Origin of the sequence: Methylobacterium sp. Leaf123, from assembly GCF_001423405.1 — a bacterium.
Lineage (GTDB): Bacteria > Pseudomonadota > Alphaproteobacteria > Rhizobiales > Beijerinckiaceae > Methylobacterium.
The window spans coordinates 192,908-214,562 of the sequence record NZ_LMNS01000039.1 but is presented as its reverse complement, the minus strand read 5'-3'; the positions used below and the strand labels follow the sequence as shown (position 1 = coordinate 214,562).

Here is a 21,655-nt window from a genome sequence, read left to right as displayed (position 1 = left end):
CTGATCCGGAGGCGCGAAGCGGGGTTCTGAGACCTCGTTCGGATCGACGCGCCGGATCGAACTCGACGCGGCGGCAGGCTCAAGACAGCGCCGCCCGAGCGGCAGGACAGGCAGCGATGGCACGCCAGGACGCGAACGAAGCGCTTCTTCGAACCTCCTTCCTCTACGGGGCCAACGCCACCTGGATCGAGGAGCTGCAGGCGGCCTATGCCCGCGATCCGAACTCGGTCGATCCCGAGTGGCAGCAGTTCTTCAAGGATCTGGGCGAGGACAGCGCCCTGGTGAAGAAGAACGCCGAGGGCGCGTCCTGGGCCAAGCCGAACTGGCCGGTCGTGGCGAATGGCGAGATCGTCTCGGCGCTCGACGGCAACTGGGGCGCCCTGGAAAAGTCGCTCGGCGACAAGATCCAGGCCAAGGCTCAGCCCGGCAAGCCCGGCGACTCGACCAAGGGCGCGGCCATCGTCGCGGCCACCGGTGTCTCGGTGGAGCAGGCCACCAAGGATTCCGTGCGCGCGATCATGCTGATCCGCGCCTACCGCATGCGCGGCCATCTCCACGCCAAGCTCGACCCGATTGGGCTCGCCCCGCGCGGCGACCACGAGGAGCTGCACCCGCAGCATTACGGCTTCCAAGAGAGCGACTGGGACCGCAAGATCTTCCTCGACAACGTGCTCGGCATGGAATTCTCGACGATCCGCGAGATCGTCGCGATCCTGGAGCGCACCTACTGCCAGACGCTCGGCGTCGAATTCATGCACATCTCCGATCCTGAGGAGAAGGCGTGGATCCAGGAGCGCATCGAGGGCAAGGACAAGGAAATCTCGTTCACGCCGGAAGGCCGGCGGGCGATCCTGAACAAGCTGATCGAAGCCGAGGGCTTCGAGAAGTTCCTCGACCTCAAGTACACCGGCACCAAGCGCTTCGGCCTCGACGGCGGCGAGTCGATGGTCCCGGCCATGGAGCAGATCATCAAGCGCGGCGGCGCGCTCGGCGTCGAGGAGATCGTGCTCGGCATGGCCCATCGCGGCCGGCTGAACGTGCTCACCAACGTGATGGCCAAGCCCTTCCGCGCGGTGTTCCACGAGTTCAAGGGCGGCTCGGCCTCTCCCGCCGAGGTTGAGGGCTCGGGCGACGTGAAGTACCATCTCGGTGCCTCGTCCGACCGCGCCTTCGACGACAACACCGTCCACCTTTCGCTCACCGCCAACCCGTCCCACCTCGAGATCGTCGATCCGGTGGTGCTGGGGAAGGTGCGCGCCAAGCAGGACCAGAAGGCCAAGCCGAATGTCGAGCGCCGCCGCGTGCTGCCGCTCCTCATCCACGGCGACGCGGCCTTTGCCGGCCAGGGCGTGGTCGCGGAATGCCTCGGTCTGTCGGGCCTGAAGGGTCACCGCACCGGCGGCTCGATCCACTTCATCATCAACAACCAGATCGGCTTCACCACCGATCCGCGCTTCTCGCGCTCCTCGCCCTATCCGTCCGACGTGGCGAAGATGGTGGAAGCGCCGATCTTCCACTGCAACGGCGACGACCCGGAGGCGGTGACCTTCGCGGCGAAGGTCGCGGTCGAGTACCGGCAGAAATTCGGCAAGCCGGTCGTAATCGACATGCTGTGCTACCGCCGCTTCGGCCATAACGAGGGCGACGAGCCGGCCTTCACCCAGCCGAAGATGTACCAGCGGATCCGCAAGCATCCGACCGCGCTGGAGACCTACGGCAAGAAGCTCGTGGCGCAGGGGGACCTGACCCAGGAGCAGCTCGACGCGCGCAAGGCCGAGTTCCGCGCGATGCTGGAAAGCGAGCTTGAGGTCGCGGGCGGCTACAAGGCCAACAAGGCCGATTGGCTCGACGGCCGCTGGTCCGGCTTCAAGGCCGTACGCGAAGACGTGGACGATCCCCGCCGCGGCCGCACCGGCGTGCCGCTCGACACGCTGCGCGACATCGCCACCCGGATCACCACGCCCCCGCCGGGCTTCCACCTGCACCGCACGATCCAGCGTTTCTTCGACAACCGCGCCAAGGCGGTCGAGACCGGTGTTGGCATCGATTGGGCTACCGCCGAGGCGCTCGCCTTCGGCTCGCTGCTGATCGAGGGCCACCGGGTCCGGCTCTCGGGCCAGGACGTCGAGCGCGGCACCTTCTCCCAGCGCCACGCCGTGGTGATCGATCAGGAGAACGAGCAGCGCTACACGCCGCTCAACTCCCTGCGCGAGGGGCAGGCGAGCCTTGAGGTCATCAACTCGATGCTCTCCGAGGAGGCGGTGCTCGGCTTCGAGTACGGCTACTCGCTGGCCGAGCCGAACTCCCTGGTGCTGTGGGAGGCGCAGTTCGGCGACTTCGCCAACGGCGCGCAGGTCGTCATCGACCAGTTCATCTCATCGGGCGAGCGCAAGTGGCTGCGCATGTCCGGCCTCGTGATGCTGCTGCCCCATGGCTACGAGGGCCAGGGACCGGAGCACTCGTCCGCCCGTCTGGAGCGCTATCTCCAGATGTGCGCCGAGGACAACATGCAGGTCGCCAACTGCTCGACGCCCTCGAACTACTTCCACATCCTGCGCCGTCAGTTGAAGCGCGATTTCCGCAAGCCGCTGATCCTGATGACGCCGAAGTCGCTGCTGCGCCACAAGCGGGCGGTCTCGAAGATCGAGGACATCGCCGACGGCTCGACCTTCCACCGCATCCTGTGGGACGACGCCGAGCACGACGAGAACGGCGTGAAGCTGGTGCGCGACGACAAGATCCGCCGCGTCGTGCTGTGCTCGGGCAAGGTCTATTACGACCTCTACGAGGAGCGGGAGAAGCGCGGCGTCAACGACGTCTACCTGATGCGCGTCGAGCAGCTCTACCCGTTCCCGCTCAAGGCGCTGGCCAACGAGATGACCCGCTTCCGCAACGCGGAGGTGGTGTGGTGCCAGGAAGAGCCCAAGAACATGGGTTCGTGGACCTTCGTCGAGCCTTATCTCGATTGGGTGCTGGGCCAGGCCGGCTCCGCCTCGAAGCGCGCCCGCTATGTCGGCCGCCCGGCCTCGGCCTCGACCGCGGTCGGCCTGATGTCGAAGCACCTCGCCCAGCTCCAGGCCTTCCTCAACGAGGCGCTGGCGGTCTGACGCCGCCGGCCCTTTTCGACCGACCCACCAACCGGGGCCGCGCCGGCTCGATGCGCGCCCCGAAACTGCGGTGAAGACATATTATGGCGACCGACATCCTCGTCCCCACGCTCGGCGAATCCGTCAGTGAGGCCACGATCGGCCGCTGGTTCAAGAAGCCCGGCGACACCGTGGCCGCCGACGAGCCCCTCGTCGAACTCGAGACCGACAAGGTCACCCTTGAAGTGAACGCCCCGGCCGCGGGCGAACTCGGCGAGATCCTCGTCAAGGACGGCGAGACGGTGGAGCCCGGCGCGGTGCTCGGCTCGATCGTCGAGGGCGGCAAGGGTTCAGGAAAATCGGACGCGAAGCCCGCTCCGAAGAGCGCCGAGCCGGCCGAGACGAAGACGCAATCCCGCGAGGAGAAGGGCGAGAGCAAGCCGGCCAAGGACGACGCGCGCGCCCAGGAATCCTCCGCCTCCTATGGCAGCCACGGCGACGCCCCGCCCACGGACGGGCGCCCGGCCGACGACAGCGGCCCGGCGGTGGCCAAGCTCGCCCGCGAATCCGGCATCGATCCGGCCAGCCTCAACGGCAGCGGCAAGGACGGCCGCGTGACCAAGGGCGACATGCTCGCCGCGATCGACAAGAACGGCCAGAAGGCGCCGGCTCAGGAAGCCAAGAGCGAGACGAAGGCCCCGCCGCGCGCCCCCTCCGCGCCGGACGACGCCGCGCGCGAAGAGCGCGTGCGGATGACCAAGCTGCGCCAGACCATCGCCAAGCGCCTCAAGAGCGCCCAGGAAACGGCGGCGATGCTGACCACGTTCAACGACGTGGACATGGGCGCGGTGATGGCGATGCGCTCGCAGTACAAGGACATCTTCGAGAAGAAGCACGGCACGAAGCTCGGCTTCATGGGCTTCTTCACCAAGGCGGTGATCGGCGCCCTCAAGGACGTGCCGGCGGTCAATGCCGAGATCGACGGGCAGGACCTCGTCTACAAGAACTACTACCATATCGGCATCGCGGTTGGCACCGATAAGGGCCTCGTCGTGCCGGTGGTGCGCGACGCCGACGACCTCTCGATTGCCGGCATCGAGAAGAAGATCGCCGGCTTCGGCAAGAAGGCCCGCGAGGGCAAGCTCTCCATCGACGAGATGCAGGGCGGCACCTTCACGATCACCAATGGCGGCATCTACGGCTCGCTGATGTCGACGCCGATCCTCAACGCCCCGCAATCGGGCATTTTGGGCATGCACCGCATCGAAGAACGCCCTGTCGTGCGGGGCGGAAAAATCGAGGCGCGGCCGATGATGTATCTGGCGCTCTCCTACGATCACCGCATCGTCGACGGGAAGGAGGCCGTGACCTTCCTCGTTCGCGTCAAGGAAGCCCTGGAGGATCCGGCTCGCCTCGTCCTCGACCTCTAAGATTGGTCGATCCGCGGTGCCCGCTCGCCTGAGCGGGCCCGCTGCCGCGGCGGGTGATTTCGAACCGCTGCACCGGCTGTTTGCTGCGGCATCCTCGGCGTCGTTCCTGGCGGCGCTCTGCCTAGCGCTGTTCATCGCGTTTCGCGCGACGCGCTGGCCGATCCACCTTCTCTTTCGCCGTATCAGGTAGACTGCATGTCCTACGATCTCATCGTCATCGGCACCGGCCCCGGCGGCTATGTCTGCGCCATCCGCGCGGCCCAGCTCGGGCTGAAGACCGCGGTGGTCGAGAAGCGGGCGACCCACGGCGGCACCTGCCTCAATGTCGGCTGCATCCCGTCCAAGGCGCTGCTGCACGCCTCGGAAGCCTTCGAGGAGGCCAACAAGCATTTCGGTGATCTGGGCATCGATGTCGGCACGCCCAAGCTCGACCTGACCAAGATGCAGAGCTTCAAGCAGAGCGGCGTCGACGGCAACACCAAGGGCGTCGAGTTCCTGCTCAAGAAGAACAAGGTCGATACCTATCACGGCCGCGGCCGCATCGCCGGAGCCGGACGCGTCGAGGTGATCTCGGATGACGGCGGCAACCAGTTGCTGGAGACGAAGAGCATCGTCATCGCCACCGGCTCCGACGTGACCCGGCTGCCGGGCGTCGAGATCGACGAGAAGACGGTGGTGTCCTCCACCGGCGCGCTCGAACTCGCCGAGGTGCCCAAGCGCCTCGTGGTGATCGGCGCGGGCGTGATCGGGCTCGAACTCGGCTCGGTCTGGCGCCGCCTCGGCGCCGAGGTGACGGTGATCGAGTATCTCGACCGCGTGCTACCGGGCATGGACGGCGAGGTCGGCAAGCAGTTCCAGCGCATCCTGGCCAAGCAGGGCATGGTCTTCAAGCTCTCGACCAAGGTGACCGGTGTCGAGGTCGGCAAGAAGGGCCGCGCGACCATCACGGTCGAGCCGGCGCAGGGCGGCGAGCCGGAGAAGCTCGAGGCCGACGTGGTGCTCGTGGCCATCGGCCGCGTGCCCTACACGGAAGGGCTCGGGCTCGAGACGGTGGGTGTGGCAACCGACGACAAGGGCCGCATCGAGACCGACGCGCACTACGCCACCAACGTCACCGGCATCTACGCCATCGGCGACGTGATCGCCGGGCCGATGCTCGCCCACAAGGCGGAGGACGAGGGCGTCGCGGTCGCCGAGATCCTGGCCGGACAGTCGGGCCACGTGAATTACGGCGTGATCCCGAACGTGGTCTACACCTTCCCCGAGGTTGCCTCGGTCGGCAAGACTGAGGAGGAGCTGAAGAAGGACGGGATCGCCTACAACGTCGGCAAGTTCCCCTTCACCGCCAACGGCCGGGCCAAGGCCAACGGCACCACCGACGGCTTCGTGAAGATCCTCGCGGATGCGCAGACCGACCGGGTGCTCGGCGTGCACATCGTCGGAGCGGATGCCGGCAACCTCATCGCCGAGGTCGCGGTGGCGATGGAGTTCGCGGCCTCCGCCGAGGACATCGCCCGCACCTGCCACGCCCACCCGACGCTGACCGAGGCGATCAAGGAAGCCGCGCTCGCCGTCGACAAGCGCGCGATCCACGTCTGATCCCGTCATCGCCGGACCCGGCTCACCGGGTCCGGCGGCCGCCAAGCTGAGAGACCGCTCCGCGGCGTCCTGCCGGTCACGAAGCGTTCAAGCCGTCGCTTCCCATGGAACGAGCGGTCGCCGCATCGGATTGATACGCGCAATCCGACCCAGTGGGTCGTCCCCGCTGGAAAGTTACGATGCCCTCGTCACCCGAAAAGCCCAGGGCACCCGGGCCGAATACGCCTGTCACCGGCAGCGGCGCCTCGGGCGTCGTCGATCAGCATCACGACATCTTCTTCGCGGCCGTCGAGACGACGCGCATGCCGATGATCGTCACCGATCCGCACCAGCCGGACAACCCGATCATCTTCGCCAACCGCGCCTTCATCCGGATGACGGGCTACTCGGCCGAGGAGCTGATCGGATCGAATTGCCGCTTCCTCCAGGGCCCGGATACGGACCGCGACACCGTCTCGGAGGTGCGCGACGCCATCCGGGAGCATCGGGAATTCGCCGCCGAGATCCTGAACTACCGCAAGGACGGCTCGTCGTTCTGGAACGCGCTGTTCGTCAGCCCGGTGTTCAACCGCTCGGGCGACCTCGTCTACTTCTTCGGCTCGCAGCTCGACGTGTCGCGCCGCCGCGACGCGGAGGAATCGCTGCACCAAGCCCAGAAGATGGAGAGCCTCGGCCAGCTCACCGGCGGCATCGCCCACGATTTCAACAACCTGCTCCAAGTCGTGTCGGGCCATAACGAGGTGATGCTGGCGCTGCTCGACCATCCCACCCTCAACGTGCCGCGGATGCGCCGGGCCGGTGAGGCGGTGCGGGCGGCGACCGACCGGGCGGCCAAGCTCACCCACCAGCTTCTCGCCTTCTCGCGCAAGCAGCGGCTGGAAGGGCGGCTCTTGAACCTCAACGGCCTCGTCGAGAGCATGGGCGAGATGGCCGGGCGGACGCTCGGCGACGACGTCGTCCTGAAATCCGTCCTCGCGCCCGATCTCTGGACCACCCGCATCGACCCGACCCAGGCCGAGGTCGCCCTGCTCAACGTGCTGATCAACGCCCGCGACGCGATGCCGGAGGGCGGTTCGGTAACGGTGCGGACCGAGAACCTGCTGATCGAGGACGAGGACACCGCGCTCTACAAGACGGTGCCGCCGGGCGCCTACGTTGTGATCTCGGTGACCGATACCGGAACCGGCATGCCGTCCGAGATCCTGGCCCGCGTCATGGAGCCGTTCTTCACCACGAAGGGCGAGGGCAAAGGCACAGGGCTCGGCCTCGCCATGGTCTACGGCTTTGCCAAGCAATCCGGCGGCTCGGTGAAGATCTATTCCGAGGTCGGGCACGGCACGACGGTGCGGCTCCTGTTCCCCGCCTCCGACCAGAAGGCCGAGGAGGAGCAGAAGCCGACGATCCGCGCCGCCGACCGGCACGGCACCGAGACGGTGCTCGTGGTGGACGACCGGCCCGACGTGGCCGAGACCGCCGGCATCATCCTGGAGGATTTCGGCTACAAGGTCACCGTCGTCGACGGTCCCAAGGCGGCGCTCGACATCCTCGACGGCGAGGGGCGCATCGACCTGCTGTTCACCGACCTGATCATGCCCGGCGGCATGAACGGCGTGATGCTGGCCCGCGCCGCGCGGGAGCGGCAGCCGAAGATCAAGGTGCTGCTCACCACGGGCTACGCCGAGGCCTCGATGGAGCGCACCGACGCGGGCGGCACCGAGTTCGAGATCATCAACAAGCCCTACAAGCGGATGGAGCTGGCCCGTCGGGTGCGCCGCGTGATCGATGGGCCGACCGGGGTCGGGTAGGGGCGCGGGCCTCGACCGCCCGGTTTGTCCGCGGCACGGAAGGCGGCTAGAGGCGGCGGATGGCTGAGGCACCGATCCGCGCCGGGGCGCTCCCCTTGCAAAGCCGCCATTCCCATCGGGTCGCGCGGAGGGTTCTGGCGGGCCTCACGATGCTTGGGGCGCTTCCGTTGCCGGCGCTCGGCGCGGGGCAGGGCGCGGCATCCGCGTATCCGCTGGCCTGCGCCTATTTCCGTCGGGATCTCGACCAATACGCGCATTGCGCCCGGCGCGACGGGGGGATGGTCCGGGTTGCCCCGGCGCATGCCGCACGGATGCATTTCGAGCGTGGCTTGGCCGAGCTGCGCGTGCCGGGGGTCGGCTGTCTCTGGGTGCGCCGCGACGGGCTGGCGCTGCCGGTCTTCATCCTCGACAACGGGCCGGACCCGTTCGAGCAGGGCCTCGTGCGCAGTTGGCGCGAGGGCAAGGTCGCCTTCTACGACCGCCGGCTGCGGCTCGTCCTCGCCACGCCCTATGACTGGGCCTTCCCGTTCAACGCACGCGGCGAGGCGTTGGTCTGCGAGGGCTGCCGCTCGGATGGACGGGATCCCGCCTCCATGGTGGGCGGGCGCTGGGGCCTCATCGACCGGACGGGACGCCCCGTCATGCCGCTGGCCGAGACGGACGCCGCCGACCGGCGCTATTTCGGCCGCCCAAACTAGGGCATTAAACTCACTGCCCAAGGCGATTTCTGAAAGTTGGAACCTGTCAATTACGCCGGATTCTCCTGAAACGGTATTGCGATCAGCATCGCAGTCACGACACTGCGCGCCATTCCAATTGCTGCTATTGCTTCATCGAGAGACAAAGCTATCTCCGGATGGATAAGCGGATTTCTATGCAATTTCGAAAGCTGATCTAGTGCCGATAAGATTTTTTCGTCTCCTAAACCTTTTTGCCTCATAGCATTCAAGTAAACTGCAATGTTCCTTACCTTGGGCTGCACGCTGCCGCCAGTTACTGCGCTGTAATATTTTCGCAAAACACTTTCGGTCGCCCGAAACAAATGGTAACCACAAGCGGTCGGCATATCGAAGGCCAAGGCTTTTCCAGCCTCACTCAAGTCAAATAAAGCCTCAGGAACTTTCAGACGAATGCTGTCAGGAAATATCAACCATCCTCTTTCGAGAAGCGCATTGGTGTCAAACCCTCCCTTCGGCATTACAAAGTAGGAGGGCATAACACCAAGTTCGGCCAATAGGGCTATTTTGTATTGCTCGTATGTTCTTTTTACCGAATAAAGCTGAAAACTCGCAACCGGCTCATCTATCGAATCCGCTCTACCCGTGATCTTTTTAATCTGCGAAAGCAAATCGTGCCCCAAAGTGAAGGAGCTTCTCAGCTGAGCTGCAAATACACTATCAGAAACCAAAGCCTCCAGAGATTTTTCCGCCATAAATAGCGGCATAAATATATCCCGCAAGGGGATATCGATTTCATCCTGCAGCGATCCAAGCGGCTCAATTTGCTGCGCAAGTTGGAATATATATGTAAGTGATATACGGATCACGTGAGGCAGCCTGATTCGATCTTAGGAAGCCACACAATATCACTTCCACAACGGAGACGCTGTACATCAAAAGCAAGCCACAAAACGCCGGGGCGGACTATGTTCAGCCGATCGCGATCAAGTCCTTGGTTGAGGCCGCCACCTCGTAGCCGAACTCGGCCGCGGCGTGCTCCAGCCAGCGCCAGAGGCTGCCAGCGAAGCTGCGGGCCACCGTGAGGTCGTAGGTCGGGCCGGCATCGCGCTGCCAGAACTGCACGCCGATATGGGCGATGCTCGTCACCGCCACCCGGCCCGGCCCGAAGGCGCGGGGATGCAGATCGATCGCGACGCCCTTGGCGAGCATGGCGCGGGCCTGCGGCCCGGAGATCCGCACCAGGGCGCGGCTGTCGCTCTGCTCGGTGACGGAGGCGATCCCGCGCAGGGTCTCGGGCAGATCCCGCAGATCGCGCGGTGACGGCGCCACCGCGAGCCACTGGCCGGGCGCGGACCAGACCAAACCCGTCTCGCCCTTGAGGATGGCGGTGCCAGCCTCCGGCAGGGACGGGCCGAACCGATCCGCGAGAGCGGTTTGTAAGTCGGCTTCCTTTCCCTCGGCCACGATGAGGGTGGCAAGGCCGAACCCCTCGCGCAGGGTCAGGCGGACGCCCGCCGGCCCCGCATCCGCACCGCTCCGACCGATCCGCGCAACCCCTTCCCAGGCGCCGCGGGGCTGCCACAGGCTCGTCATCGCCTCAGACACGCGGCTTCTCCTCCTTGGCGTCCACGAAGACGGGTGAACAGATCTCGACCTCGGTGTCGGCGCCGCGCACCGGATCGTAGGCGCGCACGCGCTCGCCGTGGCGCTCGGGTCCCCGCCGGATCAGGCCGATGCCGATCCAGCTCTTCAAGATCGGCGAGTAGGCCACCGAGGTCATCACGCCCTCGTCGGCCTCCAGGCTCGGCGCGGCGTCGAGGCTCAGGAAATGCGCCCCCGCCCGAAGTCGCGCGCTCGGATCGACGGGGCGGAAGCCCACGAGCACCGGCCGGTTCGGATCGACTAGCGCCGGTCGCTCCTTCATCAGGCGGCCGATATAGTCCTTGTTCGTGGCGAGCATCCCGTCGAGGCCGATATCGCGGGCGGTGGTCAGGCCGTTGATCTCGGGGCCGGCCGCATGGCCCTTCTCGATGCGCATCACCGAGAGCGCCTCGGAGCCGTAGGCGGTGATGCCGTAGGGCAGGCCCGCCTGCATGATCGCCCGCCACGCGGCGTCGCCATAGGCCGCCGGCACCGCCAGCTCGTAGGCGAGTTCACCCGAGAACGAGATGCGGAACAGCCGCGCCGGGATGCCGCCGCCGACGGTGACGTCGGTGCAGGCGAGGAACGGGAAGGCCTCGTTCGAGAGGTCGAAGCCGGGATCGATGATCCGGCGCAGGGTGTCACGGGCGCGGGGGCCGGCCACCGCGTATTGCGCCCATTGCTCGCTGACCGAGGCGAGCTGCACGTCAAGTTCCGGCCACAACCATTGCCGGCAAAATTCGAGGTGCTGCATGACGCGCGCCGCGTTCGCCGTCGAGGCGGTCATGACGTAGTGCGTCTCGCCCATCCGCGCGATCGTGCCGTCATCCATGATGAGGCCGTCCTCGCGCAGGAGCACGGCGTAGCGGGCACTGCCGATGGCGAGCGTCGCGAAGGGGTTGGCACAGACCCGCTCGATGAAGGCCAGCGCGTCGCGGCCCTGGATGTCGATCTTGCCGAGCGTGGAGACGTCGCAGATCCCGACGCGGGCGCGCACGGTCTCGACCTCGCGCACCACCGTGTCGAGCCAATCGGTCTCGCCGGCCCGCGGGAAGTAGGCCGGGCGCAGCCACAGGCCGGTCTCGACGAAGACCGCCCCGTTCTCCTCCGCCCAGGCATGGGAGGGGACATGGCGGGTGGCGCGGAAATCCTTGCCGCGGTGATGGCCGGCAAACGCCCCGATGGCGACCGGGGTGAAGGGCGGGCGGAACACCGTGGTGCCGACGCTCGGGATGTCCTTGCCGGTCAGCTCGGCCATGATCGAGAGGCCGGCGAGATTCGAGGTCTTGCCCTGATCGGTCGCCATGCCGAGCGTGGTGTAGCGCTTCAACAGCTCGACCGCGCGAAAGCCCTCGCGGTGGGCGAGTTCGACGTCGGAGGCCGCCACGTCGTTCTGGAAATCGACGAAGGCTTTTCCCTTCGGCTTCGGCACGCGCCAGAGCGGGGTGTGGTCCACGGTTTCCGGGTCGGTCTGCGGTGCGGCCGCGGCGGAGGCGGTGAAGCCGCAATCGGTCGCGGCCTCGGCCCCAATCCGGGCGCCGGTCTCCAGGCATTCGGCGAGGGTGAAGCGCCCGGCGGCGGCGCCGGCCGCCTGCATGCCGGAGGGGAGGGTGCCCGGCACGAAGGCGTGGATCGCCTCGTTCCAGACCGGCCGGCGCGACAGATGCGAATCGAGGTGGACGATCGGGTTCCAGCCATTGGCCATGGCGAGGCCGTCGCAGGGAATGGTCTCGGTGCTGTTGTAGCCGTCCACGACCTGGATCGCGCTCAAGCCCAGATGGCCCTTGGTGCCGGCGACGTATCCGCCGGTCACCACCCGCGCCCCGGCGGCTTCCGCCATCCGGCGCAAGGCGGGGGGGACGGTGGTGCGGGTGTCGATCACCGCCGCGAGCCCGCCGCCCGCGGCCAGGATGTCGGCGGCCGTGCGCCAGCCGTCGTCGCTTGACGTGAAGACGGCCAAGCGGCGCCCCGGCAGCACGCCGTAGCGGTTGAGATAGGTCCGCACCGCGCCGGCCAGCATCACGCCGGGGCGGTCGTTGCCGCCGAAGACATGCGGGCGCTCGATCGCGCCGGCCGCGAGCACCGCGCGCCGCGCCACGATCCGCCACAGCCGCTGGCGCGGGGCGTAGGCCGCCGGCACCGCGAGATGGTCGGAGACGCGCTCGACCGCGCCATAGGCGCCGTGATCGTAGACGCCGAACAGGGTGGTGCGCGGCAGAATCCGCACCTCCGGCAGGCTTTCCAGCTCGGCCAGCGCGCGGGCGGCCCACTCGGCCCCGCTCGTGCCGCCGATCTCGCGCCGCTCGGCAAGCAGCCGACCGCCGGTGGCGAAATCCTCATCGACGAGGATCACCCGCGCCCCGGAGCGGCCGGCGGCGAGCGCCGCCGACAGGCCGGCCGGGCCGCCGCCGATGACGAGCACGTCGCAATGGGCGTGGGCGTGGTCGTAGGTGTCGGGATCGGGGGCGTCGGCGGCCCGGCCGAGGCCCGCCGCGCGCCGGATCATCGGCTCGTAGAGCTTCTCCCAGAGGGAGGCCGGCCACATGAAGGTCTTGTAGTAGAAGCCCGCCGCGAAAACCGGCGAGAGCAGCGCGTTGACCGAGAGCACATCCACGGCGAGCGAGGGCCAGCGGTTCTGGCTCGTCGCCTCCAACCCCTCGTAGAGTTCGGCCATGGTGGCGCGGGTGTTGGGCTCGCGCCGGGCGCCCGAGCGGAGTTCCACCAGCGCGTTCGGCTCCTCCGAACCGGCGGAGAGGATGCCGCGCGGCCGGTGATACTTGAACGAGCGGCCGACGAGGCGCACGCCGTTGGCGAGCAAGGCCGAGGCCAGCGTGTCGCCATGGCAGCCGGTGAGGCGCCGTCCGTCGAAGGTGAAGTCGCGCGGCCGGTTCCGGTCGATCAGGCCGCCGGTGGCGGTGCGGAACGGCTGGTCGCCGAAGCTTGCGGAAGCCGGGGCCTCCGCGCGTTGAAGGGCGAGCGTGGTCATGCGGCCTCTCCCGAGCGGCGCGCCCGCGCGACGTCGCGCGCCGGCTCGACCGATTCAATCGCGTGGGTGCGGGTGTCGCGGGTCACGACCAGCCAGGAGCGGCATCCGGCAGCGTGGTACCAGAGCTCGCGGATCGTCCCGGCCGGGTTGTCGCGCAAGTAAACGTAGTCGTGCATGGCCGCCGCCGAGGCATCGAGCCCCTCGGGACGCACGGGGGCGGCGTCGCCGAGGTAGCTGAACTCCCCGTTGTCGCGCTCGCCGCAATGGGGGCATCGGATGCGCATGGCGTGTCGTCCTGTTTCGTCTCGTTCGGACCGACCCCACCCTTGCCCTCATCCTGAGGTGCCGCGAAGCGGCCTCGAAGGAGGGCTCCAGGGATCGCGATGTGTTCTGGAGATCTCTCTCAAAGCCTCCGCTGCACTCCGGCACCTCAGGATGAGGGCGGTGAAGGGGAGGCTGCGGTCAGCCTCAATGCAGGTTGGGCTGGGCGCCCATGCCCTTCTCGTCGATGAGATGGCCGGTGGCGAAGCGGTCGAGGCGGTAGGCGCTCGCATCCGCATGGGCTTCGTCGCGGGCGATCAGGTGAGCGAAGCAGAAGCCCGCCGCCGGCGTCGCCTTGAAGCCGCCGTAGCACCAGCCGGCATTGAGATAGAGACCGCCGATATCGGTGCGGTCGATGATGGGGCTTCCATCCATCGACATGTCCATGATGCCGCCCCAGTGGCGCAGCAGCCGCAGGCGCCCGAGGCCCGGCCACAGCGCCATGCCGCCCTCCATCACATCCTCGATCGTGTGGAGGTTGCCGCGGCTCGCATAGGAATTGTAGCCGTCGATATCGCCGCCGAAGACGAGGCCGCCCTTGTCCGATTGGCTGACGTAGAAGTGGCCGGCGCCGAAGGTCATCACGCCGTCGATCAGGGGCTTCACGCCCTCGCTGACGAAGGCCTGCAACACGTGGCTCTCGATCGGCAGGCGCATATCGACCATGCCGGCCAGCAGCGAGGAGGAACCGGCGACCGACAGCGCGACCTTCTTGGCGCGGATGAAGCCGCGGCTGGTCTCGACGCCGGTGACGCGGCCGTTCTCGCGGCGGATGCCGGTGACGGCGCAGTTCTGGACGATGTCGACGCCGCGGTCGCTGGCGGCGCGGGCATAGCCCCAGGCCACCGCATCGTGGCGCACGGTGCCGCCGCGGCGCTGGAGCAGGCCGCCCTTCACGGGGAAGCGGGCGTTGTCGAGGTCGATGAACGGCACGAGGCCGCGCACGCCTTCACGGTCGAGCAGTTCCGAATCGATGCCGGCGAGCCGCATGGCGTTGCCGCGGCGGGCATAGGCGTCGCGCTGGGCGTCCGAATGGTACAGGTTCAGCACGCCGCGCTGGCTGACCATGGCGTTGTAGTTGATGTCCTGCTCCAGCCCTTCCCAGAGCTTCATCGACCGCTCGTAGAACGGGATGTTGCCGGGCAGTCCGTAATTCGAGCGCACGATGGTGGTGTTGCGCCCGACATTGCCGGAGCCGACATGGCTCTTCTCCAGCACGGCGACGTTGGTGATGCCGTGCTCCTTGGCGAGGTAGTAGGCGGTGGCGAGCCCGTGCCCGCCGCCGCCGACGATGACCACGTCGTAGGCCTCCTGCGGGGCGGCGTCGCGCCATTGCGGGGTCCAGTCCCGCTGGCCGCGCAGGGCCTGCCCCAGGACGCTGAACAGGGAGTAGCGCATGGGGTAAGCCGCCCTGGTTCGAGATGTCTGTGTGATCCCAGAGGTAGCCGCGACCGCCCGCGGCAGACTTGCATTTCGCGACACGTTTCCGGCAAATCGCGCATAAATGCATGATCGGTCCTTCGCCCGAGGCAAGCACGGGCCGTAGCGCCGAACCCGCAGCGCCGGCGCGGCGGCCATCCCGGAGGGAGCGACCGGACATGTCGGACGACACCCCCGAACCGGGCCACCATGCCCGGCCCCGGCGAAGGTCGCCACGGGCCGAGGATCCCGCTGCCCGCACCGTCGGCTTCGTGCTGGTGCCGGACTTTCCGCTGATGGCCTACACCGCGGCGGTCGAGCCCCTGCGCGCCGCCAACACCCTGTCGGGCTGCGAACTCTATCGCTGGTGGCACGCCGCGCCCGGCGGCGGCGTGGTTCAGGCCTCGAACGGGCTCGGCATCCTCACCGACGTCGCCGTCGGCGCGCGTGCGAGCGCCGACCGCGTCTTCGTCTGTGCCGGCGGAAACCCGGCCGAGTTCGACGATCCCGCCCTGTTCGCGTGGCTGCGCGGGCTCGCCCGCCACGGGGCGACGCTCGGCGGCATCTCCGGCGGGCCGTACCTTCTCGCCCGCGCCGGGCTGCTCGCGGGACGGCGCTGCACGCTGCATTGGGAGCATGTCCCGGCCTTCGAAGAGCGCTACCCCGAGATCGAGGTGGTCCGCTCGCTGTTCGAGATCCAGGGCGACCGCATCACCTGCTCCGGCGGCATCGCCGCCCTCGACCTGATGCTCGACCTGATCGGCCGCGACCACGGCCCCGGCCTCGCCGCGGGCGTCAGCGACTGGTTCCTGCACAACCAGATCCGCGAGGGGTTGAGCCCGCAACGGATGGACCTGCGCCAGCGCTTCGGCGTGCGCGACCCGCGGCTGTTGCAGGTGCTCGCGGCGATGGAGGCGAATCTCGAAGCGCCGCTTCCCCGCGAAACCCTGGCGGAACGCGCCCGCCTGTCCGTGCGGCAGTTGGAGCGGCTGTTTCGCGACAGCCTCGGGCGCGGGCTTCACCGCCATTACCTCGGTTTACGCCTCGACCGGGCGCACCAGCTCGGCCGCGAGAGCGCGCTGAGCCGCGCCGAGATCGCGGCCGCCACCGGCTTTGCCAATGCCGACGAACTCGCGCGCGCCGAACGACGGCGCCAGCGGCAGGGGGCGGAGGGGTAAAGCCGTCGCCGAAGCGATGACGGGGCGACTGTGCCGGGGCCATCGATCCTTACGATGATCGGGCGATATGTTTCATGTCAGGAAATTTTCATTCTTGATAGTTGACGGACCGGTCGGCGCATGCGATCACCCTCAACAGTGATCGAACGGACGGGGCGGCACCGATGTGCGGTATTGTCGGACTATTCCTCAAGAATCCGAAGCTTGAACCGCAGCTCGGTGCAATGCTCTCCAAGATGCTGGAGACGATGACCGATCGCGGCCCCGACAGCGCGGGCTTCGCGGTCTACGGCTCGGACGGCGCCTCGGAGGCCGGCAGCGTCAAGCTGACCCTGCGCGGCCCAGGACCTGCCGCGCTGCGCAGCGCGGTCGCCGGATTGGAGGAGGCGCTGGCCCTCTCCGCCCAGGCGACGGAGCGGGACACCCACACCGTTCTCGCCGTTCCGGCGGAGCGCGAGACCGAGATCCGCGACTGGCTGCGCGCCAACGCTCCCGGCATCGACGTGGTGAGCGCCGGCCGCCGCATGGAGATCTACAAGGAGGTCGGCCTGCCGGCTTCCGTGGCCGAGCGCTTCGCCCTCGAGCGGATGACCGGCACGCACGGCATCGGCCACACCCGCATGGCCACCGAGAGCGCGGTGACGACGAACGGCGCCCACCCGTTCTCCACCGGCACCGACGAGTGCCTCGTCCATAACGGCTCGCTGTCGAACCACAACGACCTGCGCCGACGCCTCCGGCACGAGGGCCTGACCTTCGCCACCCAGAACGACACCGAGGTCGCCGCCGGCTACCTGAGCTGGCGCATGCGCGAAGGCGCCTCGCTGGAGCAGGCGCTCGAATCGAGCCTGACCGATCTCGACGGCTTCTTCACCTTCGTGGTCGGCACCGAGAACGGCTTTGCCGTGGTGCGCGACCCCATCGCCTGCAAGCCCGCCGTGATGGCCGAGACCGACGATTACGTCGCCTTCGGCTCCGAGTATCGGGCCCTTGTCGGCCTGCCCGGCATCGACACCGCCCGCGTGTTCGAGCCCGAGCCGGCCAAGGTCTACGCATGGGAGCGGGTGCCCAATCAGCCCGTCTCCGGGGAGCGCCAGTAATGCCGAGCTTCGACCTGCGATCCGCGCCCCTGCGCGAACTGAACCGGGCCCTGCACGCCCTGCGGCCCGACACCAACGAGACCCACTGGGCCGTCACCGGTCCGGACGGGCGCCACGCCATCGCCGCCGGGCTCGACGCGCCGATCAGCGTCGAGATCGAGGGCAATGTCGGCTACTATTGCGCCGGCATGAACAAGCTCGCGACCGTTCTCGTCAACGGCAATGCGGGTGTCGGCGTCGCCGAGAACATGATCTCCGGCTTCGTCCACGTGCGGGGCGATGCCAGCCAGTCGGCCGGCGCCACGGCCCATGGCGGCCTCCTCGTCATCGACGGCAATGCGGGCGCCCGCTGCGGCATCTCGATGAAGGGCGTCGACATCGTCGTGAAGGGCTCGATCGGCCACATGTCGGCCTTCATGGCCCAGGCCGGCACGCTCACCGTCCTCGGGGATGCCGGCGAGGCGCTCGGTGACTCGCTCTACGAGGCGAAGCTCTACGTGCGCGGCTCGGTCAAGAGCCTCGGCGCCGACTGCATCGAGAAGCCGATGCGCGACGAGCATCTGCGGGAACTCGCCGAGAAGCTCGCCGCCGCCGGCCTCACCGGGGAAGTGAGCCCGAGCGAGTTCCGCCGCTACGGCTCGGCCCGCACCCTCTACCACTTCAACGTCGACAACGCCGGAGCCTACTGATGACGGATCACCGCCAGCCTCCGCGCACGAAACCGCGCCTGTCGGCGACCTTCAACCCCGACGTGATGTCCGAGATCCGCCGCGCGGCGGCGACCGGCATCTACGACATCCGCGGCGCCGGGGCGAAGCGCGCCCTGCCGCATTTCGACGACCTCCTGTTCCTCGGCGCCTCGATCAGCCGCTACCCGCTGGAAGGCTACCGCGAGCGCTGCGGCACCGAAGTGGTGCTGGGCTCGCGCTTCGCCTCGAAGCCGATCCACCTGAAGACGCCGGTCACCATCGCCGGCATGAGCTTCGGCTCGCTCTCGGCCAACGCCAAGGAGGCGCTCGGCCGCGGCGCGACCATCGCCGGCACCTCCACCACCACGGGCGATGGCGGCATGACGCCGGAGGAGCGCGGCCACTCCAAGACCCTGGTCTACCAGTACCTGCCCTCGCGCTACGGCATGAACCCGGACGACCTGCGCAAGGCCGACGCCATCGAGGTCGTCATCGGCCAGGGCGCCAAGCCCGGCGGCGGCGGCATGCTGCTCGGGCAGAAGATCACCGAGCGCGTCGCCGGCATGCGCTGCCTGCCCCCCGGCGTCGATCAGCGCTCCGCCTGCCGCCACCCGGACTGGACCGGGCCGGACGACCTCGCGATCAAGATCGAGGAGCTGCGCGAGATCACCGATTGGGAGAAGCCGATCTACGTCAAGGTCGGTGCCTCGCGCCCCTATTACGACACCGCGCTGGCGGCCAAATCCGGCGCCGACGTGGTGGTGCTCGACGGCATGCAGGGCGGCACCGCCGCGACGCAGGACGTGTTCATCGAGCATGTCGGCATCCCGACGCTCGCCGCGATCCGCCCGGCCGTGCAGGCGCTTCAGGATCTGGGGCTTCACCGCAAGGTGCAGCTCGTCGTCTCCGGCGGCATCCGCTCGGGGGCCGACGTGGCCAAGGTGCTGGCGCTCGGCGCCGATGCGGTCGCCATCGGCACCGCCGCCCTGATCGCGCTCGGCGACAACGATCCCCGCTGGCAGGCGGAATACGAGGCCCTCGGCACCACTGCCGGCGCCTACGACGACTGGCACGAGGGCCGCGACCCGGCCGGCATCACGACACAGGATCCGGAACTCGCCAAGCGGCTCGATCCGGAACTCGCGGGCCGCCGCCTCGCCAACTACCTCGCGGTGATGACGCTGGAAGCCCAGACCATCGCGCGGGCCTGCGGCAAGAGCCACCTGCACAACCTCGAACCCGAGGATCTGGTGGCGCTCACCATCGAAGCCGCCGCGATGGCCCAGGTGCCGCTCGCCGGCACCGGCTGGATCCCCGGCAAGACCGGCATCTGATCTGCGAGGGCCGCTCCGGAAGCTTCGAGGGCGGCCCTTTTTCTTTTGTGGCGATGGGGCCGCACCACTCAGCCGGAAGGATCCCTGCAATGACGCACGATCTTGAGACCGCCGCCCGGGAGCGCGGCATCAAGTATTTCCTCGTGTCCTACACCGACCTGTTCGGCACGCAGCGCGCCAAGCTCGTGCCGGCTGCCGCGATCGGCGGCACCTGCCGCAACGGCGCAGGCTTTGCCGGCTTCGCGACCTGGCTCGACATGAGCCCCGCCGATGCCGACCTGCTGGCCATGCCGGACCCCGAGGGGCTGATCCAGCTTCCCTGGAAGCCGGAAGTCGGCTGGCTGCCCGCCGACCTCGTGATGAACGGCACGGCGGTCGAGCAGGGCCCGCGCAACATCCTCAAACGCCTCATCAAGGACGCGGCCCGCGAGGGGCTGCAGATGAAGAGCGGCGTCGAGTGCGAGTTCTTCCTGATCACGCCCTGCGGCTCGGAGCCCGCGGACATGGCCGATAAGCAGACCAAGCCCTGCTACGACCAATCCGCCCTGATGCGCCGCTACGAGGTCATCACCGAGATCTGCGACGCGATGCTGAGCCTCGGCTGGAAGCCGTACCAGAACGACCATGAGGACGCGAACGGCCAGTTCGAGATGAACTGGGACTATGACGACGCGCTGATCACCGCCGACCGGCACGCCTTCTTCAAATACATGACCCGCTCGATCGCCGAGAAGCACGGCTTCCGCGCGACCTTCATGCCCAAGCCCTTCATGGACCTGACGGGCTCCGGCTGCCACGCCCACGTCTCGCTCTGGCGCGACGGCCAGAACGTCTTTTCCGATCGCTCGGACGAGATCGGGATGTCGCAGCTGGGCTATCATTTCATCGGCGGTCTGATCCACTCCGCCGACGCGCTGGCCGCGCTGACAAACCCTTGCGTGAATTCCTACAAGCGCATCAACGCGCCGCGCACCACCTCCGGTGCGACCTGGGCGCCGAACACGGTGACCTATACGGGCAACAACCGCACCCACATGATCCGCATCCCCGATGGCGGGCGCTTCGAGTTCCGCCTCGCGGACGGGGCGGCCAACCCCTACCTGCTCCAGGCGGGCCTCCTCGCCGCTGGCCTCGACGGCATCCGCAATCAGCGCGATCCGGGCCAGCGCCTCGACATCAACATGTACACGGACGGGCACACAGTGGAGGACGTCAAGCGCCTGCCGCTCAACCTGCTCGATGCCCTGCGCGCCCTCGAAGCGAGCTCGGTGCTGAACGAGTCCTTGGGTGCCTTCGTGCCGAGCTACCTCAAACTCAAGCGCCAGGAATGGGACGATTACTGCCGCCACCTCACCCAGTGGGAGCGCGACACCACGCTCGACTGCTGAGCACGCCTCCGGCATCCGGCCGATCCCATCGGTCCGATGCTGGTTTCACGCGGGGCGGACGAACCCCGCCGGCAAGACAGCGTAAGGTCGGTTGCCCGATCCGGCCCCGTCGGACTATCGATCGCCCAGCCGCCATCACCCCGACGGCGCAACAGGGAGACCCGATCGCCGATGACATGGCTCGGACGCCTCCTCCTGGCCGCCTTCGCCCTGATCGTGGCCATCCCGGCCGGTGCCCTGACGCTCGGCGCCGGGGTGCTTCTCGATCCGAACTTTCGCGAGGCGTTGGGCGAACTCGGCCTCGTCGGCCTCTTCGCCGGCCTGTCGGATCTCGCGCAAGGCGTTCCGCCGGGCATGGCGGTGATGGCCGTGACCCTGTTCGCCCAGGCGCTTAGCCTCCTGCTGATCCTGCCGCCGACGCTGGCCGCGCTCGTCGGCGAGACGCTGGGGCTGCGCTCTCCGTTCTGGTACGGCGGCGCGACGGGCGGCCTCACGGCGCTCCTGCCCTGGCTCGCCCGCGGCGGCCCGCCACCGGCCACCGGATCGGTGGCATCCGCCGCGGAAGCACGGCTGGCCGCCATCCTCCTCGTCACAGGCGCCGTCTCCGGTCTGGTCTACTGGCTGATCGCCGGCCGCAGCGTCGGCCACCGGACACAGCAGCGCGACACCGACGCATTTTAGGGGTGGACAGGCGTCCGCCATCGCTTATGAAAATGGGGTGCTTCCGAAGCCTCGCGCTCGGAATCACCCGCTGCCTCAAGAGCGCATCATCGCTCCACGAGCGGCCGGATGCGGGCGTAGTTCAGTGGTAGAACGTCAGCTTCCCAAGCTGAATGTCGTCGGTTCGATCCCGATCGCCCGCTCCACCTAATCTGCCGAAGCGTCGACGCCTTCAGCGACCCCCCGATCCGGCACGGGGGCGGAACAAGCTGCCCGACGCCTTCCTCGACGAACACACGCCGCCGCTCACGGCCCTCGCACCGTCCGAGCGGATCGCGA

General features: G+C 68.1%; 16 protein-coding genes and 1 tRNA gene. 12 read left to right on the top strand and 5 right to left on the bottom strand.

Annotated features, from left to right (window positions below):
• The first annotated feature begins 116 nt into the window (after positions 1-116).
• The 5 genes from ASF53_RS23080 to ASF53_RS23060 all read left to right on the top strand — a co-directional run bounded on the left by ASF53_RS23080 (position 117) and on the right by ASF53_RS23060 (position 8,618).
• Positions 117-3,107 carry a 2-oxoglutarate dehydrogenase E1 component gene (locus tag ASF53_RS23080; RefSeq protein ID WP_056204461.1) on the top strand — a complete coding sequence of 997 codons (2,991 nt, stop codon included), beginning with the start codon at positions 117-119 and terminating at the stop codon, positions 3,105-3,107.
• An 83-nt stretch (positions 3,108-3,190) separates the two neighbouring features.
• Positions 3,191-4,516 carry a 2-oxoglutarate dehydrogenase complex dihydrolipoyllysine-residue succinyltransferase gene (odhB, locus tag ASF53_RS23075; protein WP_056204458.1) on the top strand — a complete coding sequence of 442 codons (1,326 nt, stop codon included), beginning with the start codon at positions 3,191-3,193 and terminating at the stop codon, positions 4,514-4,516.
• A 195-nt stretch (positions 4,517-4,711) separates the two neighbouring features.
• Positions 4,712-6,115, top strand: a complete 1,404-nt coding sequence (gene lpdA / locus ASF53_RS23070) for a dihydrolipoyl dehydrogenase (RefSeq protein WP_056204455.1) — start codon at positions 4,712-4,714, stop codon at positions 6,113-6,115.
• A 179-nt stretch (positions 6,116-6,294) separates the two neighbouring features.
• Positions 6,295-7,920, top strand: coding sequence for a hybrid sensor histidine kinase/response regulator (locus ASF53_RS23065; RefSeq protein ID WP_056204452.1), 1,626 nt, complete (start codon positions 6,295-6,297; stop codon positions 7,918-7,920).
• Positions 7,921-7,979: 59 nt separating this feature from the next.
• Positions 7,980-8,618, top strand: a complete 639-nt coding sequence (locus ASF53_RS23060) for a hypothetical protein (protein WP_056204450.1) — start codon at positions 7,980-7,982, stop codon at positions 8,616-8,618.
• Between the two features lie 50 nt (positions 8,619-8,668).
• On the opposite strand, the gene ASF53_RS26070 is transcribed toward ASF53_RS23060, so the two are convergent.
• From ASF53_RS26070 to ASF53_RS23040, 5 genes are all read right to left on the bottom strand, one after another.
• Positions 8,669-9,466, bottom strand: a complete 798-nt coding sequence (locus tag ASF53_RS26070; RefSeq protein ID WP_156635786.1) for a hypothetical protein — start codon at positions 9,464-9,466, stop codon at positions 8,669-8,671.
• Between the two features lie 103 nt (positions 9,467-9,569).
• Positions 9,570-10,205, bottom strand: a complete 636-nt coding sequence (locus ASF53_RS23055; RefSeq protein ID WP_056204446.1) for a sarcosine oxidase subunit gamma — start codon at positions 10,203-10,205, stop codon at positions 9,570-9,572.
• Positions 10,198-13,227 carry a sarcosine oxidase subunit alpha family protein gene (locus ASF53_RS23050; RefSeq protein WP_056204444.1) on the bottom strand — a complete coding sequence of 1,010 codons (3,030 nt, stop codon included), beginning with the start codon at positions 13,225-13,227 and terminating at the stop codon, positions 10,198-10,200. Before ASF53_RS23050 ends, ASF53_RS23055 begins: the two co-directional genes overlap by 8 nt.
• Positions 13,224-13,511 carry a sarcosine oxidase subunit delta gene (locus tag ASF53_RS23045; protein WP_056204441.1) on the bottom strand — a complete coding sequence of 96 codons (288 nt, stop codon included), beginning with the start codon at positions 13,509-13,511 and terminating at the stop codon, positions 13,224-13,226. The genes ASF53_RS23050 and ASF53_RS23045 overlap by 4 nt, the downstream gene beginning before the upstream one ends.
• A 184-nt stretch (positions 13,512-13,695) precedes the next feature.
• Positions 13,696-14,946, bottom strand: coding sequence for a sarcosine oxidase subunit beta family protein (locus ASF53_RS23040; RefSeq protein ID WP_056204438.1), 1,251 nt, complete (start codon positions 14,944-14,946; stop codon positions 13,696-13,698).
• A 200-nt stretch (positions 14,947-15,146) separates the two neighbouring features.
• On the opposite strand from ASF53_RS23040, the gene ASF53_RS23035 reads away from it, so the two are divergent.
• The 7 genes from ASF53_RS23035 to ASF53_RS23005 all read left to right on the top strand — a co-directional run bounded on the left by ASF53_RS23035 (position 15,147) and on the right by ASF53_RS23005 (position 21,522).
• On the top strand, positions 15,147-16,145 hold the full coding sequence (locus ASF53_RS23035; protein WP_056204436.1) for a GlxA family transcriptional regulator: 999 nt from the start codon (positions 15,147-15,149) through the stop codon (positions 16,143-16,145).
• 164 nt (positions 16,146-16,309) lie between these two features.
• The gene (locus ASF53_RS23030; RefSeq protein ID WP_056204433.1) at positions 16,310-17,245 is read left to right on the top strand and encodes a class II glutamine amidotransferase; all 936 of its coding nucleotides are present in this window, start codon (positions 16,310-16,312) and stop codon (positions 17,243-17,245) included.
• Entirely contained in the window at positions 17,245-17,934 is a 690-nt protein-coding gene (locus tag ASF53_RS23025; protein WP_056204428.1) for a GltB/FmdC/FwdC-like GXGXG domain-containing protein, read from the top strand. The genes ASF53_RS23030 and ASF53_RS23025 overlap by 1 nt, the downstream gene beginning before the upstream one ends.
• Positions 17,934-19,268, top strand: coding sequence for an FMN-binding glutamate synthase family protein (locus tag ASF53_RS23020; RefSeq protein ID WP_056204425.1), 1,335 nt, complete (start codon positions 17,934-17,936; stop codon positions 19,266-19,268). The genes ASF53_RS23025 and ASF53_RS23020 overlap by 1 nt, the downstream gene beginning before the upstream one ends.
• 89 nt (positions 19,269-19,357) lie before the next feature.
• Complete coding sequence (glnT, locus tag ASF53_RS23015) at positions 19,358-20,656, top strand: type III glutamate--ammonia ligase (protein ID WP_056204423.1); 1,299 nt, start codon at positions 19,358-19,360, stop codon at positions 20,654-20,656.
• A gap of 171 nt (positions 20,657-20,827) precedes the next feature.
• Positions 20,828-21,337, top strand: a complete 510-nt coding sequence (locus tag ASF53_RS23010; RefSeq protein WP_056204420.1) for a hypothetical protein — start codon at positions 20,828-20,830, stop codon at positions 21,335-21,337.
• A gap of 110 nt (positions 21,338-21,447) precedes the next feature.
• A tRNA-Gly gene (locus ASF53_RS23005) sits at positions 21,448-21,522 on the top strand.
• Positions 21,523-21,655: the final 133 nt, after the last annotated feature.

What these genes read in the sequence shown, in the direction of transcription:
- ASF53_RS23040 (WP_056204438.1), bottom strand. Translation starts at nt 14,946, where the DNA reads ATGCGCTACTCCCTGTTCAGCGTCCTGGGGCAGGCCCTGCGCGGCCAG.
- ASF53_RS23050 (WP_056204444.1), bottom strand. Translation starts at nt 13,227, where the DNA reads ATGACCACGCTCGCCCTTCAACGCGCGGAGGCCCCGGCTTCCGCAAGC.
- ASF53_RS23060 (WP_056204450.1), top strand. Translation starts at nt 7,980, where the DNA reads ATGGCTGAGGCACCGATCCGCGCCGGGGCGCTCCCCTTGCAAAGCCGC.
- ASF53_RS23025 (WP_056204428.1), top strand. Translation starts at nt 17,245, where the DNA reads ATGCCGAGCTTCGACCTGCGATCCGCGCCCCTGCGCGAACTGAACCGG.
- ASF53_RS23035 (WP_056204436.1), top strand. Translation starts at nt 15,147, where the DNA reads ATGTCGGACGACACCCCCGAACCGGGCCACCATGCCCGGCCCCGGCGA.
- ASF53_RS23045 (WP_056204441.1), bottom strand. Translation starts at nt 13,511, where the DNA reads ATGCGCATCCGATGCCCCCATTGCGGCGAGCGCGACAACGGGGAGTTC.
- glnT (WP_056204423.1), top strand. Translation starts at nt 19,358, where the DNA reads ATGACGCACGATCTTGAGACCGCCGCCCGGGAGCGCGGCATCAAGTAT.
- ASF53_RS23020 (WP_056204425.1), top strand. Translation starts at nt 17,934, where the DNA reads ATGACGGATCACCGCCAGCCTCCGCGCACGAAACCGCGCCTGTCGGCG.
- ASF53_RS23030 (WP_056204433.1), top strand. Translation starts at nt 16,310, where the DNA reads ATGTGCGGTATTGTCGGACTATTCCTCAAGAATCCGAAGCTTGAACCG.
- lpdA (WP_056204455.1), top strand. Translation starts at nt 4,712, where the DNA reads ATGTCCTACGATCTCATCGTCATCGGCACCGGCCCCGGCGGCTATGTC.
- ASF53_RS23080 (WP_056204461.1), top strand. Translation starts at nt 117, where the DNA reads ATGGCACGCCAGGACGCGAACGAAGCGCTTCTTCGAACCTCCTTCCTC.
- odhB (WP_056204458.1), top strand. Translation starts at nt 3,191, where the DNA reads ATGGCGACCGACATCCTCGTCCCCACGCTCGGCGAATCCGTCAGTGAG.
- ASF53_RS23010 (WP_056204420.1), top strand. Translation starts at nt 20,828, where the DNA reads ATGACATGGCTCGGACGCCTCCTCCTGGCCGCCTTCGCCCTGATCGTG.
- ASF53_RS23065 (WP_056204452.1), top strand. Translation starts at nt 6,295, where the DNA reads ATGCCCTCGTCACCCGAAAAGCCCAGGGCACCCGGGCCGAATACGCCT.